Source organism: Actinomycetospora sp. CA-101289 (assembly GCF_050955895.1).
Lineage (GTDB): Bacteria > Actinomycetota > Actinomycetes > Mycobacteriales > Pseudonocardiaceae > Actinomycetospora.
In genome coordinates this window covers 1,071,530-1,089,048 of the sequence record NZ_CP192093.1, presented here as the reverse complement: position 1 = coordinate 1,089,048, position 17,519 = coordinate 1,071,530, and the positions used below count along the sequence as shown (strand labels likewise).

At 76.6% G+C, this 17,519-nt stretch carries 16 protein-coding genes; 7 read left to right on the top strand and 9 right to left on the bottom strand.

Features of this window, described 5'->3' with window-relative positions; genetic code table 11:
- Positions 1-334: 334 nt before the first annotated feature.
- From ACQPX6_RS05400 to ACQPX6_RS05375, 6 genes are read right to left on the bottom strand one after another with little or no spacing between them, the layout of a single operon-like run.
- Complete coding sequence (locus ACQPX6_RS05400; protein WP_433785992.1) at positions 335-976, bottom strand: MOSC domain-containing protein; 642 nt, start codon at positions 974-976, stop codon at positions 335-337.
- A complete protein-coding gene (locus tag ACQPX6_RS05395) occupies positions 973-2,664 on the bottom strand; it encodes a glycosyltransferase (RefSeq protein ID WP_433785990.1) in 1,692 nt (563 codons plus the stop codon). The genes ACQPX6_RS05400 and ACQPX6_RS05395 overlap by 4 nt, the downstream gene beginning before the upstream one ends.
- The gene (locus ACQPX6_RS05390) at positions 2,648-3,280 is read right to left on the bottom strand and encodes a phosphoribosyltransferase (protein WP_433785988.1); all 633 of its coding nucleotides are present in this window, start codon (positions 3,278-3,280) and stop codon (positions 2,648-2,650) included. The genes ACQPX6_RS05395 and ACQPX6_RS05390 overlap by 17 nt, the downstream gene beginning before the upstream one ends.
- A gap of 25 nt (positions 3,281-3,305) precedes the next feature.
- Complete coding sequence (gene mftE, locus ACQPX6_RS05385; RefSeq protein ID WP_433785986.1) at positions 3,306-3,983, bottom strand: mycofactocin biosynthesis peptidyl-dipeptidase MftE; 678 nt, start codon at positions 3,981-3,983, stop codon at positions 3,306-3,308.
- Positions 3,984-4,014: 31 nt separating this feature from the next.
- Positions 4,015-5,916, bottom strand: a complete 1,902-nt coding sequence (locus ACQPX6_RS05380; protein WP_433785984.1) for an FAD-dependent oxidoreductase — start codon at positions 5,914-5,916, stop codon at positions 4,015-4,017.
- Entirely contained in the window at positions 5,913-7,754 is a 1,842-nt protein-coding gene (locus ACQPX6_RS05375; RefSeq protein WP_433785982.1) for an FAD-dependent monooxygenase, read from the bottom strand. Before ACQPX6_RS05375 ends, ACQPX6_RS05380 begins: the two co-directional genes overlap by 4 nt.
- Before the next feature lie 37 nt (positions 7,755-7,791).
- On the opposite strand from ACQPX6_RS05375, the gene ACQPX6_RS05370 reads away from it, so the two are divergent.
- Positions 7,792-8,367, top strand: coding sequence for a DUF1707 SHOCT-like domain-containing protein (locus ACQPX6_RS05370; RefSeq protein ID WP_433785980.1), 576 nt, complete (start codon positions 7,792-7,794; stop codon positions 8,365-8,367).
- Here the strand turns inward: ACQPX6_RS05370 and ACQPX6_RS05365 are convergent.
- On the bottom strand, positions 8,336-9,316 hold the full coding sequence (locus ACQPX6_RS05365; protein ID WP_433785978.1) for a hypothetical protein: 981 nt from the start codon (positions 9,314-9,316) through the stop codon (positions 8,336-8,338). The two genes, ACQPX6_RS05370 and ACQPX6_RS05365, sit on opposite strands and share 32 nt — an antisense overlap.
- Positions 9,317-9,462: 146 nt before the next feature.
- Here ACQPX6_RS05365 and ACQPX6_RS05360 point away from each other — a divergent pair, with 146 nt between their 5' ends.
- Positions 9,463-10,923 carry an Hsp70 family protein gene (locus tag ACQPX6_RS05360; RefSeq protein WP_433785976.1) on the top strand — a complete coding sequence of 487 codons (1,461 nt, stop codon included), beginning with the start codon at positions 9,463-9,465 and terminating at the stop codon, positions 10,921-10,923.
- Between the two features lie 39 nt (positions 10,924-10,962).
- On the opposite strand, the gene ACQPX6_RS05355 is transcribed toward ACQPX6_RS05360, so the two are convergent.
- Both ACQPX6_RS05355 and ACQPX6_RS05350 read right to left on the bottom strand, forming a co-directional pair.
- Complete coding sequence (locus ACQPX6_RS05355) at positions 10,963-11,667, bottom strand: HAD-IA family hydrolase (protein WP_433785974.1); 705 nt, start codon at positions 11,665-11,667, stop codon at positions 10,963-10,965.
- The gene (locus ACQPX6_RS05350; protein ID WP_433785972.1) at positions 11,664-12,608 is read right to left on the bottom strand and encodes a phosphoribulokinase; all 945 of its coding nucleotides are present in this window, start codon (positions 12,606-12,608) and stop codon (positions 11,664-11,666) included. Before ACQPX6_RS05350 ends, ACQPX6_RS05355 begins: the two co-directional genes overlap by 4 nt.
- A 100-nt stretch (positions 12,609-12,708) precedes the next feature.
- On the opposite strand from ACQPX6_RS05350, the gene ACQPX6_RS05345 reads away from it, so the two are divergent.
- The 5 genes from ACQPX6_RS05345 to ACQPX6_RS05325 are packed head-to-tail and all read left to right on the top strand — an operon-like array spanning position 12,709 to position 17,503.
- Positions 12,709-13,374 (top strand): response regulator, encoded by a 666-nt coding sequence (locus tag ACQPX6_RS05345; RefSeq protein WP_433785970.1) that lies wholly within the window; start codon positions 12,709-12,711, stop codon positions 13,372-13,374.
- Positions 13,371-14,585, top strand: a complete 1,215-nt coding sequence (locus tag ACQPX6_RS05340; protein WP_433785968.1) for a GAF domain-containing sensor histidine kinase — start codon at positions 13,371-13,373, stop codon at positions 14,583-14,585. The genes ACQPX6_RS05345 and ACQPX6_RS05340 overlap by 4 nt, the downstream gene beginning before the upstream one ends.
- 35 nt (positions 14,586-14,620) lie before the next feature.
- On the top strand, positions 14,621-16,045 hold the full coding sequence (locus ACQPX6_RS05335; protein ID WP_433785966.1) for a form I ribulose bisphosphate carboxylase large subunit: 1,425 nt from the start codon (positions 14,621-14,623) through the stop codon (positions 16,043-16,045).
- 17 nt (positions 16,046-16,062) lie between these two features.
- On the top strand, positions 16,063-16,530 hold the full coding sequence (locus ACQPX6_RS05330; protein ID WP_433785964.1) for a ribulose bisphosphate carboxylase small subunit: 468 nt from the start codon (positions 16,063-16,065) through the stop codon (positions 16,528-16,530).
- Positions 16,520-17,503, top strand: a complete 984-nt coding sequence (locus ACQPX6_RS05325) for an AAA family ATPase (RefSeq protein WP_433785962.1) — start codon at positions 16,520-16,522, stop codon at positions 17,501-17,503. Before ACQPX6_RS05330 ends, ACQPX6_RS05325 begins: the two co-directional genes overlap by 11 nt.
- Positions 17,504-17,519: the final 16 nt, after the last annotated feature.

The following is a 17,519-nucleotide window of genomic DNA, read 5'->3' as shown; positions in this document are numbered from 1 at the left end:
CGGCGTGGCGGCTGCCACATCACACCCCCGACGTCCGGGCGGCGCAACATCCACTCGTGGGCGGGTCGGGGGTGATCGCGAGCCGGTCCGGGCCGATCCGGGGCCGAGGTCCGCAGACGCGGGTGTTAAAGCTGCCGTGCTCCGCGTGTGCGGGCCGAGGTCGGTGGGAGCGTCGGACGCTGCGCCCGAATCAGACCGTTCCGGACAGCAGCGTCCCCCTCCGAACGGAGGGGCGGGCTTCACGAGGGGCCTACGCCGGCCCGCCGGGGTTGTGCCACGGGGTGTGCCAGCCTGGGGGCCACGCTGGCGTTCAACGCGAGGAAATCCCCCACGATCACCGGTGGTGCGCGAGGCGCTCCCGCGCCCAGGCGTGCCACCCGGCCGGCAGGTCCGGCGCCTCGAGGAGCCGGGCGGCGCGGTCCCGGTCGTGGTGCACGATCGCGAACGCCTCGGCCATGGTGACACCGTGCGCAGGGCGATCCAGGACGTGCAGCTCGTCGCCCGCGGCGAGCGTGCCCGTCGTCGTGACCCGCAGGTAGACGCCCGGGCGGACGGCGGCGGTGAACCGGCGCGGCATGCTGCGGTCACCGGCGCGCATGCCGAGCTTGAAGCACGGGGTGCGGGGCTGGACGACGAGGAACTCGGCCGTGCCGACCCGCCACCGTTCGCCGACGACGGCGTCGCGGAGGTCGTAGCCGACCGTGGTGAGGTTCTGCCCGAAGACCTGGTCGTCGAGCGCGCCGAGCTCGCCGCGCCACCAGGCGAGGTCCTCCTCGCCGTAGACGTAGACGGACTTGTCCGGGCCGCCGTGGCTCACGCGATCGGCCTGCTCGTCGCCGGCGAGGTTCTCGGGCCCGACCTCGACGGGGCCCTCGACCGGCTCCTTCCAGATGGCGGTGCTGGTCAGGTCGCCGTCGCGGGGTCCGGGGACCTCGCGGGGGCGGCCGACGGCCACCGTGCGGACGAGGACGGTCATCGGTCGGGTCCCTTCCCGGAGAGATCGGGGCGCAGCGGCGCGGCCGTCCGGTGGCGCCACGCGCCCCACCACAGGCCCGCGCCGTAGGCGAGGTCGTCGAGGCGGTGCGCGACGACGTGGCCCAGGGCGTCGGCCGGCCCGGCCCCGGGTGGGCGGAAGCGCGCCCAGTCGGCGAGGCCCTCGACGACGGCGGCGGCGATGAGGGCCCGGCGCACGCGTTTCGAGGCGAGCGCGGCGACGGCGGCCGCGGGCCACCAGTGGCGGGTCAGGGCGCCGGCGGCCTGCCACGCCGCGCCGCCGAGGCCCCAAGGCGCGAGGACGGCGGCGAGGGTGAGGGCTCCGGTGGTGTCAGCGAAGTGGCGTCGCAGACGTTGAGTGTCCGTATCGGCACCCCGATCACCGCGAGACCGGCGCGCCAGACCCCGGGCGAGGCGGGCCGTCGCGATCACCGTGACGCCGCCCGCCGCGACCGTGCTCCACCGCCGCTGGACGCCCAGGAGCGTGATCGCCGCCGCCGTCCACGGCGCGAGGGCCACGGGCGGGACGCGGCGGGGGTGGCGCAGCGCCAGCGGGGCCGCGCCGGTGCCGTAGAACGCCTTGCGCGCCAGCCACGCGCCGACCGCGTCGCGGTGCTCGTGGGCCACGCGCGACGCGGGTTCGTAGCGCAGCCGGTGGCCGTCGGCGGCGAGGCGCCAGACGAGGTCGACGTCCTCGGCCACGGGCATGTCCTCGGCGAACCCGGCGCCCAGGGCCTCGCGGCGCACGAGCAGCGCGGCGCTGGGCACGTAGGCCACCCGCGAGCGCGCGGTGACCGGCGCGGGGCGGGGGCCGAGGTCGAGGCTGGAGCGTCGCTCTTCGTAGCGGGCGACGACCCGGCGCGCGATCGAGCTGGGGGCTTTTCTCGCCCTATCGGCGTGCTGTATTGGATCTGCCAGCGTGGCCCCCACGCTGGCACCGGCAGGTGTCACCACACCCCGGGACCAGGCCACGATGCGTGGTGCGGCGAGGGCGACGGCGGGGTCGGCGAGGTGCCCGAGCAGCGGCTCGAGCCAGCCGGGTTCGGGCACCACGTCGGAGTCGAGGAACGCGACGAGCTCCCCCGTGGCCGCGCCTGCCCCGGTGTTGCGCGCCGCCGCCGGGCCCCGCGACGTCGGGTGACCGACCACCCGGGCCCTGTGGTCGGCGGCCACGCGCGAGGTCGCGTCGGGGTCGGCGGAGCCGTCGTCGACGACCACCACCTCGCCCACCCCCGGCGCCGTCGCCCGCACTGCGGCGAGCAGCCGCGCGAGCTCCCGGGGACGGTCGCGCACCGGCACCACGACCGACACGGCGTCCGCGCCGGGCGCGGACCCGTGCGCGGGCACGGGGTGCGCGACGCCGGCGTCGGCGAGCAGCCGGGCCAGCGCCGCGGAGGTCGCGTCGGTGACGGTCAGCCGGGCGTCCGCCGCGATGCCACCGGGGCCCGCGAGCCGCCCGTACGCCGCGGGCGACAGGTGCAGCACGCGCGGCGGCGACCCGCCGACGAGCGTGCGCCCGCCGTCGACGCGCAGGACGCGGCGGTCGAGCACGATCGTCCAGCCGTGCGGGAGGCGCGCCGGCCGGGGCGGAGCCGTGGCGGGCAGGGTGGGGGTGGCGATGACCGGCGAGTCTAGGCAGCGTCGCTGTGGCGGGTCAGCGACCGAGGACACGCCGGACGTCGTCGTCGGTCAGCTGGGCGAAGTCGTCGTAGACGTCGCCGACGGCCCGGAAGTCGGGCGGCACGAGGACGGCGACGACCCGCCCGCCCCAGTCGGCGGCCAGGCGCTCGAGCGCGGAGGGCGCCGCCACCGGCACCGCCAGCACGACCCGCGCCGGCCCCCCGGCCTCCAGCCCGCCGAGGGCCGCGCGCACCGTCATGCCCGTCGCGACGCCGTCGTCGACCAGCACGACGTCGCGCCCCGCCACGGAGCCCCGCGGGCCGTACGCCTCCTCGCGCCGGGCGGCTTCCGCGCGCTCGGCGGCGACGACGTCGGCGAGGTCGTCGGGGGTCAGGCCCGCGTGGTCCAGCGCGAGGTCGAACCACACGGGCTCGCCGCCGCTCGCCACGGCGCCGAGGCCCGCCTCGGGGCGGTCCGGCGCGGTGATCTTGCGGGCGACGCCCACCCCGACCTCGGCGCCGCCGCCCAGGGCCGCCGCCGCGGTGGCCGCGACCGGCACCCCGCCGCGGGCGAGCCCCACGAGCAGCGGGCGACGCAACCCGAGCTCGGCCAGCGGCGCGGCGAGGGCGCGCCCGGCGTCGGCGCGGTCGGCGAACGGGCGGCCCACGCTCCGCACCCTAGGCGCGACCAGCTCAGGTCAGGCGCCCCGACGCGTCGTCGACCACCCAGCGCTCCACGGCCGTGACCAGCCCCGCGACCATCACCGACACCGTCTCGGCGCCCTCGCCCCCGCCGGCGCCGGTGGGGTCGCCGAGCACCCCCGACGGGCTGACGTCGCGCACCGAGCCGGCCGCGATCGCGGGCATGAGCTCGCGCAGCGACGCGGTGTTGCCGGGCGCGGCGAGGTCCTCGCGCACCGTGTCCGGGGCGAGCGCGAGCACCACGGCCGTCTCGTGGCGGCCGGCGTGGGCGTCGGCGCCGGGGACGCTGCACGGGAACCAGGCGACGTCGCGGTCCTCGGCGCGCAGCATCGGCACGGCGGCGCGCAGGGCGGCGACGTTGCCCCCGTGGCCGTTGACCAGCACGAGCCGGCGGGCGAACCGGCAGGCGGAGCGACCGAGCTCGACGATCACCGCGGCGAGGATCTCGGTGCCGATCGAGACGGTGCCGGGGAAGGTCTCGTGCTCGCCCGACGCGCCGTAGGGCAGGGCCGGGGCGACGGGCAGCCCGCTGCGGGCGGCGACGGTGGCGGCGACGAGGGTGTCGGTGCCGAGCGGCAGGTGCGGGCCGTGCTGCTCGGTGGCCCCGACGGGCACGAGTAGCACGGGCACGTCCTCGCACTCCGGCCACCGGGCGTCGGCGATCTCCACGGGGCCGACCCTAGGTGAGCGATCTTCGGGCCTATAGGCCCAAGGATCGCTCACGTACGGCAGCGCCCTCGCGGATCGCCGCGCCCAGGTCCCGGGGAGCCACGCAGTCGCCGACGCGGACGACGGGCACGTCGAGGGTGCCCAGGTCCGGGACGTGCGGGGTCGGCGGGCCCGCGTGCACCACCCAGTCGGCGTCCCACGGCGTGACCTCGCCGGTGAGGTGCTCGAGCACGTCGAGCCCGCCAGGACGCGCGCCGAGCACCACGCGGTCGGTGTGCTCGACGATCCCGAGGTCGGCGGCCCGGCGGCGCCAGCGCTCGCGGTCCAGGGTCGGCGCCAGGTCGCCCGCCGCGACGAGGGCCGGGGTCAGCGTGGCCACCGACGCACCCCGGCGCGCCAGGAGCTCTGCGGTCGACGTCGCCGCGTGCGACCGCCCGGCGTCGACGACGAGCACGCGCCCGGTCGGCGTGACCCGCCCGGCGAGGACGTCGGTGACGTCGACGACGCGCTCGTGCCCCTCGGCCCACGCGGGCAGGGCCGGGCGGGCGCCGGTGGCGAGGACGACGAGATCGGCGCCGCCGGCGTCGCTCACCTCCGTCCGCAGCCGCACGGCCACCCCTGCCTCGCGCGCGGCGTGCGCCAGGTCGGCGACGGCGTGGGCCAGCTCGCCGCGCTCGGGGGCCCGGGCGGCGAGGGCGAGCTGCCCACCGAGGGCGTCACCTCGCTCGGCGAGCGTCACCGCGTGCCCCGACCGCGCCGCCGCGACCGCCGCCGCCAGCCCCGCGGGCCCGCCGCCGACCACGAGGACGCGAGCGAACGGGGAGCGCGGAGGAGCAGCGAGTTCAGGGGAGCACGCCGATGGGGCGTTCGCTGCTTCACGACCGGCACCAGGGTTCACCGCACACCCCAGACGCCGGTTGAGGCCCACGCGCGCGATGCACTCCTGGTTGCAGCCGATGCAGCGCCGCACGCGCCCGCCGGCGAGGGCCTTGCGCGCGAACTCCGGGTCCGCGATCTGGCCGCGCACCACGCCCACGAGGTCGCACGCGCCCGCCCGCAACGTCTCGCGGGCCTGCGAGGGGGTCGTGAACCGCCCCACCCCGATCACCGGCACCGACACCGCCGCCCGCACCGCCGACGGCACGTGCGCGGCGTAGCCCGCGGGCACGCCCATCGGCGGCTCGATCAGCGGCAGGGTGCGGGTGGCGACGCCGACGGCGGTGTTGACGTAGTCGACGTACGGCTCGACCGCGACGGCCACGCGCACGGCGTCAGCGGTCGACAGTCCCCCCGCCACCCCCTCGTCCCCCTGCACGCGGACACCGACGACCCGCCCCGGCCCGACCGCCGCGCGCACGGCCCGCAGCACGGCGACCAGGAACGGCAGCGCCCGCGGCGAGCCCCGCGAGAACAGCGCCCGGAGCAGCGACGCCTGCGAGCACTGCACCTCGACGCCGTCCATCCCACCCGCCGCCACATGGGACGCCACGAGCCCGAAGCCGTCCACCAGGCGGTCGAACCCGGCCGGGGTCAGCACCCGCGGGACCTCGCCGAACATCGGGTCGGGCACGTCGTCCGCCCCGTCCACCGGCGCGCCGGAGTACACCGACGACGACTGCCCGCCGTTGTGCCCGAGCTGCGCGAGCACCAGCGCCCCGTGCGCGTGCACCGCGTCGGCGATCGCCCGGTACCCCGGCACCACGGCGGGGTCGGTGCCGTCGACGAGCTTCTCGTAGGGGCGGTCGGCGTGGTCCACCGACTGCTCCTCGGTGATGATCAGCGCAGCTCCACCGGCCGCCCGCGCCCCGTAGTACGCGGCGTGCTGGGCGGTCGGGCGCCGCGCCACCGCCGCGCTCGTCAGGTGCGCGGGGAAGACGATCCTGTTCCGCGCGACCAGCGGCCCCAGCCGCACGGGATCCCCGAGATCGCTCACGACAGCAACGCCCGCGCCGCCGCCCGCCCCTCGCGCACCGCCTCGGCGACGGTTCGCGGAGCGACGGCGTCGCCGACCACGTGCAGCCCGGGGCGGGGCGCCACGGGATCCGCGCGCCGCGGCGCCGCGTCCACCAGCGCCGTCGCCGGCAGCACGATCTCGGCACCGGTGACGACGTCGGCCACGGTCACCGCGCCGCCGGCGAACCCCGTCACCCGTGCCTCGCGCACCCGCCGCACCCCGGCCCGGGCGAGCCGGCCCTGCGCGTCGACGAGGTCGCCGGTGCGCGCCAGCCCCGGTCCCACGAGCACGCCGGGCACCACGATCGCCACCTCCCGGCCGTCGCCCGCCAGCCGCTCGGCCAGCGCCACCGCGGCGCCGTCGCCCACCGGGTCGTCGACCACCACCGGGCCCGGCGGCAGGCCGTCGCGCAGCGCCGCGGCGATCGGGATCCCGCGCGACGGCCGGTCGACGCCCCCGATCGCCAGCAGCACCCGCCCCTCGGCCGGGACGTCCACCGCGACCCCCAGCTCCACCGCCACGCCGAGGGCGTGCAGCTCGTCGCGCCACCACGCGACGAGCCGCGCGAACCGCTCCAGCCCCGGCAGCCCCGCCACCAGCCGCAACAGCCCGCCGGCCTCCCCCTCGCGCTCCACCACCCGCACCGCGCACCCCGCCCGCGCCAGCGTCCGCGCGCCCTCGAGCCCGGCCGGCCCCGCGCCGACGACGAGCACCGGCGCCACGTCCCGCCCGATCACCCGCTCGGGCACCTCGGGCCCCGCCACCGTGCACGACACCCGCGGGTTGCGGACGTCGCGCACCCGGCAGCGCTGGTTGGTCAGCACGCACGGGCGCGGCGTCGACCCGGCCCGCACGAGCGCCACGAGGTCGGCGTCCGCGAGCTGGGCGCGGGTCATCTCGACGAGGTCGGCGTCGCCGGTGCGCAGCACGTCGTCGGCGAGATCGGGGTCGACCACGCTCCCCGCGAGCACGGTGGCCACGCCCGGGACCCGCAGGTCCGCACACACGGCCCGCAGGAACCCCGGCCCCGTGTGCGCGTCGGGCCGCGTCGCGCCCACCGACAGCGCCGACCCGCGCACCGGCACCACGACGTCCACCAGCGGCGCCACCCGCGCGAGCACCGCGCGCGCCGACGCCGGCGTGATCCCCGCCCACGGCGCCCTCTCGTCGACGGTCAAGCGCAGACCGACCAGCGCCGACGGCCCAACCGCCTCGCGCACCGCGGTGAGCACCTCGACCAGCAGCAGCGCCCGGTCCGCGCCGTACGCGTCGTCGCGGTGGTTCGTCAGACCGGAGAGGAACTGGCGCAGCAGGGCGTGCTGGCCCGCCTGCACCTCGACGCCTTCGCAGCCCGCCGCGACCGCCGCCGCCGCGGCCTCCGCGAAGCCGGCGACCACGACAGCGAGACCGTCCGCGTCCAACGGCGCGGGCACCTCACCGGTGGCGGGGTCGGGCACCGCCGACGGCGCCCGCAGCGGGCCCCGGGTGTACGCCGACGAGCCCTGTCCGCCGGCGTGCCCGAGCCCGGCGAGCACCAGGGTCCCGTACGGCCGGCACGCCGCGGCGACCGCGGCCCAGCCCGCCGAGCACTCCGCCGCCAGCGGTGCGTACTCCCCCGGGTGGTCGTCGGCGGTCACCGACGCGACCTCGGTGACCACGACGCCCGCACCCCCGGCCGCGCGCGCCCGGTAGTGCGCGACGTGGTCGTCGCCCAGCGCGCGGGGGCGGCGCGGGTCGGCGAGGTTCGTGGTGTGCGGGCCGAAGAGCACCCGGCTCGGCGCCGTCCGCCGGCCGAGCGCGACGGGGTCGCCGAGCACACGATCACGCTAGCCGCGGCGACTAGGATCCTCAGCCGTGGGCGAGGACGCGAAGGCCATGCGCGCCGGCGACGCCGACCGCGAGGCCGTCGCCGCGATCCTGCGGGAGGCGCTGGCCGAGGGCCGGCTCGACCTGCACGAGGTCGACGAGCGCCTCGCCCGCACCTACGCCGCCCGCACCTACGGCGAGCTCGACCCCCTCGTCGCCGACCTCCCCGCCACGCTGCCGTGGCAGGAGCCGCCCGCACCGCCGGCGGACGAGAAGCCCCTGGTGCTCAGCGCCGGGTGGTCCAGCGAGAAGCGCACCGGCGCCTGGCGGGTGCCGCGGCGCATCGTCGCCGAGCCGAGCATGTCCGACGTCAAGCTCGACTTCCGCCAGGTCCCGTCCCCGCCGCCGCACATCGACCTCGAGGTCAAGGGCGGCATGGGCAGCATCGTGCTCGTCGTGCCCGAGGGCTGGTCGGTCGACACCGACGAACTGCGCGCGACCTGGGGCGGCTCGGTGAAGAACCGCCACCACGGCCCCGCCGGACCGGGCCGGCCCACGATCCACGTCTCGGGCACCACCGGCATGGGGTCGTTCAAGACCCGGGGCGCGTACTTCTACGAGTGACGCCGCCGGCGCCGACCCACGCCAGCCCGGCGGCCACGCCGTCCTCGATCAGCGCGCCCGGCAGGTCGGAGCCGAAACGTTGCCGGGCCACCCCGCGCAGGCGCTGCCCCAGGATCGCCGTGCCGACCGCGGCCAGCGCGGCGACCAGCGCCGGCGGCCCGCCCTCGTAGCGGTCCCGATGGGCGGCGAGGTCGGCGGCCGTGGACGCGAGCACGATCCGCGGCGCGAGGCCGCCCGGGCTCGTGCGGTCGGGGACCGCCGCGCTCTTGTCGCCCGCCACCTCGCCGAGCGTCGCCAGCACGGGCACCGCGCGGCGGCCCGGGGACGCGAACCAGTTCGCCGGGGACGGGTCGGTGCGCCGGGCGCGCAGCGCGAGCGCGGTGAGCCCGACCGTGCTGCGGCACCCCGTGGCCGCGCCGAGCAGCGTGGCCCGCACCAGCGAGCCCGCCGACGGCGCCGGCGGCGCCCCGTACCGGTCCGCGTCGTCGCCGGCCGCCAGCACCGCGTGGGTGGTGACGCCGTAGACGAGGTGCGGGAGCGCGTCGGCGGCCCAGTCCGCAGCGCCCCACTTCCGGGGGTCGCTGACGCCGAGGCGCGCCAGCGGGAGGTCGGTGGCCGCCATCGCGGCGGCGCCGAGCACCGGCCCGCCGATCGCGGCCGGCAGCCGCACCCCGGCCGCGCGCAGGACGCCGGCCACGGCCCCGACCGCGAGGCCCGTCCCGGTGCCGGCCAGCGCGCCCAGGCCCTCCAGGCGCTGCGTCCGCTCGCCCCGTTTCCCGGGGACCTCGACGCCGAGCCGGTCGGCGGCCGTGGACACGAGCTCGGCCGGCGCACCGCTCGCGGGGCGGGCGCGCAGCACCATGTCGGCCTGCGTGGCGGCGTTGAGCGCCGTCGTGCCCGCCGCGCCGGCCGCGAGGCCCCGCCGAATTCCGCTCAGTAGGGAAGTCACGCCCGGTGGAGTACCCGGCGCCGGGCCCGCCGGAATCCGCGGGTCCGCCCCCGCCCGAGGTGGGGTTCACCCCCCTCCGCGCGGGGCGCCGGGACACGAAGCTCGTGGTCGTCCCGCCCGGAGCCCCCGACACCACGGAGCACGCCATGACCTACCACCTCGGCATCGACCTCGGCACGACGATCACCACCGCCGCCGTCCACCGCGACGGGCGTGTCGACGTCGCCGCGCTCGGCGAGCACACCGCGGCCATGCCGTCCGTCGTGCTCTGGAGCGCCGAGGGCCCGCCGCTGATCGGCGACGCCGCCGAGCGCGCGGCCGTCGCCGAGCCGGCCCGCGTCGCGCGGTCCATCCGCCCCCGGCTCGCCGACCCCGCCCCCTTCCTGCTCGACGGCGCCCCCTTCGCGGCCGGCGCGCTGCTCGGCGTGCTGCTGCGCCGGGTCGTCGACGTCGTCGCGGCGCAGGAGGGCGGCGCGCCCGCCGCGACCGTCCTCACCCACCCCGCGAGCTGGAGCGCCGCCGACCGCGACGCCTTCGCCGGCGTCGCCGGCACGCTCGGGCTCGGCGAGGTCAGCCTCGTCAGCGAGCCCGAGGCCGCCGCCCGCCAGCACGCCGCCGGCAACGGCCTGCGCGAGGACGCGGTCCTCGCCGTCGTCGACCTCGGCGGCGGCAGCGTCGACGCCACCGTCCTGCGGCACCGCTCCGGCGTCTTCACCGTCCTCGGTCGCCCCGAGGGCCTCGCCTACCCCGCCGGCGCGCAGCCGGCCGACGAGGACGTCGCCGCCGGCCTGCACCGCACGCTCGCGTCGGCGCAGGTCGCGGCGGCCGACCTCGACGCCGTGGTGCTCGCGGGCTGGTCGCCGCGCATCGGGTCGGTCGCGGCCTCGATCGCCGACGCGCTCGGGCGCCCCGTGGCCGTCGACCCCGAGCCCGAGCACGCCGTGGCGCGGGGTGCCGCGCGGCTGGCCGCCCGCTCCGCCGAGGACGGCGTCACCCGCGCCGTCGGGCTCGCGCCCACCCGCCCCGTCTCCGGGGTGCGCCCGCTGCGTGCGGCCGGTCCCGCCGCCGGCCCCGCGTCCGGCCCCGGGCCCCTCTCGGCCCCGGTCGCCCCCGTCCGTCCCCCGCAGTACAAGCGCCGCGGCATCGCCGTCGCCCTCGCCGCGGCCGCCGTCGCCGTCGGGGTGCTTGGCGGCGGCGCGATCGCCCTCGCCGGCGCCGCCTCGCCGACCGTCGCCGCGGCGTCGGAGCCGGTGGCCGAGGTGACGGAGGTGTCGGAGGAGCCGGCGCCCGAGGCCCCGGTCGAGGTCCCCGCCGAGCCCGTCGTCGCGCCGGCGTCGTCCGCGCCCGCGCAGCCCGTCGTCGCCCCGGCCACCGCGAGCAGCTCCTCGGCCGCGCCGGCCCCGCGCTCCGCGGGCAGCTCGTCGAGCGGATCGTCGACCTGGCGCCCGTCGTCGGACACGCACCACGACACCACCGACGACCACCACGACACCACCGACGACCACCACGACTCCGGCGACGACCACCACGAGTCCGGTGACGACGGCGGCCACGAGTCGTCCCCGTCGAGCGGCGGCTCGGGGCACGAGGGGGGCCAGGACGGCTGACCCGGTGTGCGGGACCGACGGGACGCGACGGGCGTCCGCCTACGGGCGGGCGCCCGTCAGCACGTCGTCCAGGGCCGCCGCGGTGAGCGGGGTCGGGCGGTCGAAGGCCTCGCGCACGACCGCGGCGTCGCCGACGTCGTGGTGGGCGGTGTCGGGATTGGTGACCACGACGGTCACGAGACCCGCCGCCCGCGCCGCCGCCAGCCCGGGGCCGGAGTCCTCGACGGCGACCACCCCGGCGGCGTCGAGACCCAGCCGCCGCAGCGCGAGCAGGTAGGCCTCCGGGTCGGGCTTGAGGGTCTCGACGTCGTCCCCGCAGACGGTGGTCTCCACCGCTCCGGCGCCGAGCAGGTGCGTCACCAGCGGCTCCACCCACGCCCGCCGGCCCGTCGTGGCCACCGCGACCCGCACGCCGTGGGCGTGCAGGTCGTCGACGAGGTCCCGGACGCCCGGGCGCGGGTCGATCTCGCCGCGGCGCACGATGTCGAGGAACAGGTCGGTCTTCGTCCGGTGCACCCGCGCGGCCACGGCCTCGGCGTCGGGAGCGCCCTGCTCGCGCAGCGCGGTGGCCACCCGCCGGCGGCCGCCGGTCACCGCGAGCAGCTCGCGGTAGCGCTCGACGTCCCAGTGCAGGTCGACGCCCTCGGCGGCGAAGGCCTCGTTGAACGCGACGCGGTGCCCGTCGCGCTCGGTCTCGGCGAGGGTGCCGTCGACGTCGAACACGACGGCCCGGAGCGCACTCACCGGGCCGCGTCGGTCAGGTGGTAGAGCAGCAGGAGCTGGGCGATCGCCAGCGGCTCGCTGCGCGCGTCACCGAGGCGCCCGAGGCAGTCCGGGGTCTCGGTGTCGGGCGCGCCGAGCGCGCTCCAGATCGCCTTCTCCACCGCGAGGCTCTCCTCCCGCGGCACGTAGCCGTGGACGTGCAGCGACTCGGCGGGCCGGCCGTCGTCGTCGCGCTCGAGCTTGAGGTGCATGGCGCGGGAGAGCCCCGCCGCCAGCACGTCGCTGAGGTCGGGGTGGTCGATGGTCGGGCGCATCATCACCGTCGCCGACAGCGGGGTGTCCTCGGGGTCGTCGCGGCCCTCGATCGGCGCGAACCGCACCACGAGGTCGGCGTTCGCCCGCTGCGGGCGGATGTACGCCTCGGACTCGGGCTCACGGGTCTCCAGCTCGGCGAGCACCTTCTCCTCGGTGTAGCCGCGCTTGGTGGTGTCGCGCGCGACCTTCCAGCCGCGCCGGATCTCCTCGGGTGGGTCGAGGAACACCGAGACGTCGAAGCAGGCCCGCGAGAGCTTGCTCCACAGCGGGAAGAGCCCCTCGACGATGACGAACTCGGCGGGCTCGACCAGCTCCGGGCGCACGAGCTGGCCCGTGCTGTGGTCGTAGACGGGCTTGAGCACCGGGGCGCCCGTCGCGAGCAGCTGCAGGTGCTGCTCCATGATCTCGAGGAAGTTGCAGTCCGGGTGGAGCGCGGTGAACGGCTTGTCCTTGCGCTCCTCCCGGTCGTAGCGGTGGTAGTCGTCGGTGCACAGCGACACGCACCGTTCGGGACCGAGGGCCTCGACCAGACCGCGGGTCATGGTCGTCTTGCCGGCGGCGCTGTCCCCGGCGATGGCGAGCATCACCGGACGCTTGACCGGGGTGTCACCGCCGGCGCGCCGCATGCGCAGGGACTTGTCGGGCACGAGGTCTCCTCTCGTCCTCGCCGACGCTAGGCGGGGGGCCTGATCCCCTCTCCCCCGCGACGGGGGGTGGGAGGGGGGAGACGGCACCTAGTGTGGGCCTATGACCCGGACCACACCGCCGCTCCGGGTGGTGCTGGTCGACGACCACGAGATGGTGATCGCGGGCCTCAAGGCCATGCTCGCCCCGTTCGCCGCACGGGTCCGGGTGGTCGGGACGGCCAACGGCGCCGAGGAGGCCCTCGACGTCGCGCTCTCGCTGACCCCGGACATCGTGCTCTGCGACGTGCGGCTGCGCGGCGACAGCGGCCTCGACCTGTGCCGCAGCCTCGCGCAACGGGCACCGGGCCAGAAGGTCGTGCTGCTCAGCGTCTACGACGACGAGCAGTACCTCTACCAGGCGTTGCGCGCCGGGGCGGCGGGCTACCTGCTCAAGCACATCGGCGGCGAGGAGCTCGTCCGCCACCTCGAGATGGCGGCGTCGGGGACGACGGTGGTCGACGCGACGATGGCCGGGCGGGCCGCGGCGTCGGCGGCCCGCCTCGAGCGCGACGAGTTCTGGCCCGGCGCGCACCTGGGGCTGACCCAGCGCGAGAGCGAGGTGCTGGCCCTGCTCGTCGCCGGGCACAGCAACCGCGCGATCGCCGGCCAGCTCGTCATCGGCGACGAGACGGTGAAGAGCCACGTGCGCTCGCTGCTGCGCAAGCTGCAGGTCGCGGACCGCACGGCGGCCGTGGCGGCGGCGCTGCGCGAGGGGGTCTTCCGGTGACCACCCGGGGGCTCGGGCTGGACGACCCGCAGCGGGAGAACGAGGTCCTGCTCGCGATCATCGAGGCCACCACCAGCGGGCCGGGCGTGGAGCCGCTCGCCGCCGCGGTCGCCCGCGTCATCACCGAGGCGACGGCCACCGACGTCTGCTTCGTCCACGTCCTCGACGACACCGAGCGCTCGCTGACCCTGGCCGGCGCCACGCCGCCGTTCGACGCGCAGGTGGGCAAGGTGCGGCTGCCGCTCGACACCGGCGTCACGGGCTGGGTCGCGAGCCACCGGGAGCCCGCGGTGATCCCCGGGGACAAGCACGCCGACCCCCGCTACGTCGCGATCCCGGAGCTGCACGGCGAGCGCTACGCGTCGATGGTGTCGGTGCCGATGGAGAGCGAGCCCGCGGGCCTGGCGGGCGTGCTCAACGTGCACACGCTGGCGCGCCGCGAGTTCGACGACCGCGACGTGCGCGTGCTGCTGGCCATCGGGAGCCTGCTGGCCGGCGCCCTGCACCAGGCGCGGATGCACCGGCGCCTCGCGGCGCGGGAGGAGGCGCACGGGCGCTTCGCCGAGCAGATGGTGGCCGCGCAGGAGGCCGAGCGGCAGCGCCTGGCCCGCGACATCCACGACGGCATCTCCCAGCGCCTGGTGACCCTGTCGTTCCACCTCGACGCCGTGCGCACGTTCGTCGACCGCGACGAGGCCGGGGCGGCCCGCAAGGACCTGGCCACCGCCTGCGACCTCGTCCTCACCACGCTCGACGAGGCCCGGTCGGCGATCGGGGCGCTGCGCCCGCCGGTGCTCGACGACCTCGGCCTCGCGGGCGCGCTCGCGGCGCTGGCGCGCGGGCTGCCCGGGGTGGGCGCCGTGCTCGACCTCGACGAGCGGCGCCTGCCCGAGCACGTCGAGGTCGCGCTCTACCGGATCGCGCAGGAGACGCTGCAGAACGTGCTCAAGCACGCCGAGGCGCAGGAGGTCACCGTGCGCCTGGCGACCGGCGAGCACGGCGTGCGGCTCGAGCTCGCCGACGACGGCGTCGGGTTCGACCCCTCCCGGCGCGCCGGGAACGGCCACGGGCTGGCGTCGGTGCGCGAGCGCGCCGAGCTGGTCGGCGGCTCCGTGCGCATCACCTCGCGCCCGGGGACGGGCACGAGGGTGGCGGTGACCGCGCCGCTCGACACTTCGTCGCAAAGCGAAGAGTCCACCCACAACACTTGATTGTCCTCCACAGTGATCACGCCCACTCTCGTGTCATGGCCGATCGTTGGAGCGCGGGCGTCATCCCCTACGCGGAGATGGGTTACTGGCAGCCCGACTACGAACCGAAGGACACCGACCTGCTCTGCGCGTTCCGCGTGACGCCGCAGGAGGGGGTGCCGCCGGAGGAGGCGGGCGCCGCCGTCGCCGGCGAGTCGAGCACCGCCACGTGGACCGTGGTGTGGACCGACCGCCTCACGACCTTCGAGCACTACCAGGCGAAGTGCTACCGCGTGGACGCCGTCCCGGGCGCCGAGGGCCAGTGGATGGCCTACATCGCCTACGACCTCGACCTGTTCGAGGAGGGGTCGATCGCGAACCTGACCAGCTCGATCATCGGGAACGTCTTCGGCTTCAAGCCGCTCAAGGCGCTGCGCCTCGAGGACATGCGGATCCCGCCGCACTACGTCAAGACGTTCCGGGGCCCGCCGCACGGGATCGTGCAGGAGCGCGAGTACCTCAACAAGTTCGGGCGCCCGCTGCTCGGTGCGACCACCAAGCCGAAGCTGGGGCTCTCGTCGCGCAACTACGGCCGCGTCGTCTACGAGGCCCTGCGCGGCGGGCTGGACTTCACCAAGGACGACGAGAACATCAACTCCCAGCCGTTCATGCGCTGGCGTGATCGGTACCTGGCGTGCATGGAGGCGGTGAACAAGGCCCAGGCCGAGACCGGCGAGGTGAAGGGCCACTACCTCAACATCACCGCCGGCGACATGGAGGAGATGTACGAGCGCGCCGAGTTCGCCAAGGACCTCGGCAGCGTCATCGTCATGCTCGACCTCACCGTCGGCTACACGGCGATCCAGTCGATGTCGAAGTGGGCGCGGCGCAACGGCGTGATCCTGCACCTGCACCGCGCGGGCCACGCCACCTACACGCGCCAGAAGACGCACGGCGTGAGCTTCCGCGTCATCTCCAAGTGGATGCGCCTCGCCGGCGTCGACCACATCCACGCCGGCACCGTCGTCGGCAAGCTCGAGGGCGACCCGGCCTCGGTCCACGGGTTCTACGACGTGCTGCGCAAGGACTCGTACTCCGCCGACCCGTCCAAGGGCCTGTACTTCGACCAGGAGTGGGTCTCGATGCCGGCGACCATGCCGGTCGCCTCCGGCGGCATCCACGCCGGGCAGATGCACCAGCTGCTGCACCACCTCGGCGAGGACACGATCCTGCAGTTCGGCGGCGGCACCATCGGCCACCCCATGGGCATCGCCCAGGGCGCCGAGGCCAACCGCGTCGCCGTCGAGGCGATGATCAAGGCCCGCAACGAGGGCCGCGACTTCCTGGCCGAGGGTCCCGACATCCTCCGCGACGCCGGCAAGCGCAACAAGCCGCTCGAGATGGCCCTGGCGACCTGGGGCGACGTCACCTTCGACTACGCCTCGACCGACACCGTCGACGCCACCCCGACCGCCAGCTGACCCGAGGAGGACCACCGATGAGGATCACCCAGGGCACCTTCTCGTTCCTGCCCGACCTGACCGACGACGAGATCCGGCTGCAGATCGACTACGCGCTCGCGCACGAGTGGCCGCTGTCGATCGAGTTCACCGACGACCCACACCCCCGCAACACCTACTGGGACATGTGGGGCCTGCCGATGTTCGACCTGCAGGACCCGGCGGCCCTGCTCGACGAGGTCCGCGCCTGCCGCGACGAGCACCCGGAGCACTACGTCCGGGTCATCGCCTACGACGCCTCGCTGGGTCGCCAGACGGTCGCGCTGTCGTTCCTGGTCAACCGGCCGTCCGAGGAGCCGGGCTTCCGCCTGGAGCGCCAGGAGGGCCGCGACCGCCAGATCGCCTACACCACGCACTCCTACGCCACCGAGCGCCCGGCCGGGCAGCGCTACGGCCGCGACCGCCGCAACGGTGACGGGGCGCGGAGCAACGGCGATGGCCGCTGACGGACGCGCCGCGTTCGGCACCTCCGGTCGCTCGGCCGCCGTCTCCGACGAGACGGCGGCCGAGGCCGAGGAGCGTCGACGCGGCGAGGAGGCGCTCGCGCCCGACGACACCGTCGACCTGGCCGAGGTCCGCCGCGACGCCGGCGTCGACGACGTCCTCGACGCGCTCGACCGCGAGCTCGTCGGGCTGACCCCGGTCAAGGAGCGGCTGCGCGAGCTCGCCGCCCTGCTGGTCGTCGACCGCGTCCGCGAACGCTTCGGGATCACGGCGGACCGCCCGACGCTGCACATGTGCTTCACCGGCAACCCGGGCACCGGCAAGACGACCGTCGCTCAGCGGATCGGCGAGCTGCTGAAGGGCCTCGGGTACCTGCGCCGGGGCCACGTGGTGACGGCGACGCGCGACGACCTGGTCGGCGAGTACGTCGGGCACACCGCGCCGAAGACCAAGGAGATCGTGGGCAAGGCCCGGGGCGGCGTGCTGTTCGTCGACGAGGCGTACTACCTGCACCGCCCGGGCAACGAGCGCGACTACGGCGGCGAGGCGATCGAGATCCTCCTGCAGGCGATGGAGTCCCACCGCGACGACCTGGTCGTCGTGCTCGCCGGCTACGCCGACCGGATGGCCACGTTCTTCGAGGCCAACCCCGGGATGCAGAGCCGGGTCGCGCACCACGTCGACTTCCCGGACTTCTCGGCCGACGAGCTGGTGACCATCGCCGAGGGGATGGTCGCCGAGCAGGGCCTGCGGTTCTCCGACGAGGCGCACAGGGCCCTGCACGAGTACCTCGCGCTGCGCCGGGAGCAGCCGTGGTTCGCGGGCGCCCGCAGCGTCCGCAACGCGCTCGACCGCACCCGGATGCGCCAGGCGCGCCGCCTGGGCGAGGGCGGCGGGAAGGTCGGTCTCGACGACCTCACGACCCTCGAGGCCCCCGACCTGCGCGCCAGCCGCGTCTTCGAGGGCGGCCTTTGAGCTCCGCTCTCGTGCG

What these genes read in the sequence shown, in the direction of transcription:
- ACQPX6_RS05335 (WP_433785966.1), top strand. Translation starts at nt 14,621, where the DNA reads ATGGCCGATCGTTGGAGCGCGGGCGTCATCCCCTACGCGGAGATGGGT.
- ACQPX6_RS05330 (WP_433785964.1), top strand. Translation starts at nt 16,063, where the DNA reads ATGAGGATCACCCAGGGCACCTTCTCGTTCCTGCCCGACCTGACCGAC.
- ACQPX6_RS05360 (WP_433785976.1), top strand. Translation starts at nt 9,463, where the DNA reads ATGACCTACCACCTCGGCATCGACCTCGGCACGACGATCACCACCGCC.
- ACQPX6_RS05325 (WP_433785962.1), top strand. Translation starts at nt 16,520, where the DNA reads ATGGCCGCTGACGGACGCGCCGCGTTCGGCACCTCCGGTCGCTCGGCC.
- ACQPX6_RS05345 (WP_433785970.1), top strand. Translation starts at nt 12,709, where the DNA reads ATGACCCGGACCACACCGCCGCTCCGGGTGGTGCTGGTCGACGACCAC.
- ACQPX6_RS05400 (WP_433785992.1), bottom strand. Translation starts at nt 976, where the DNA reads ATGACCGTCCTCGTCCGCACGGTGGCCGTCGGCCGCCCCCGCGAGGTC.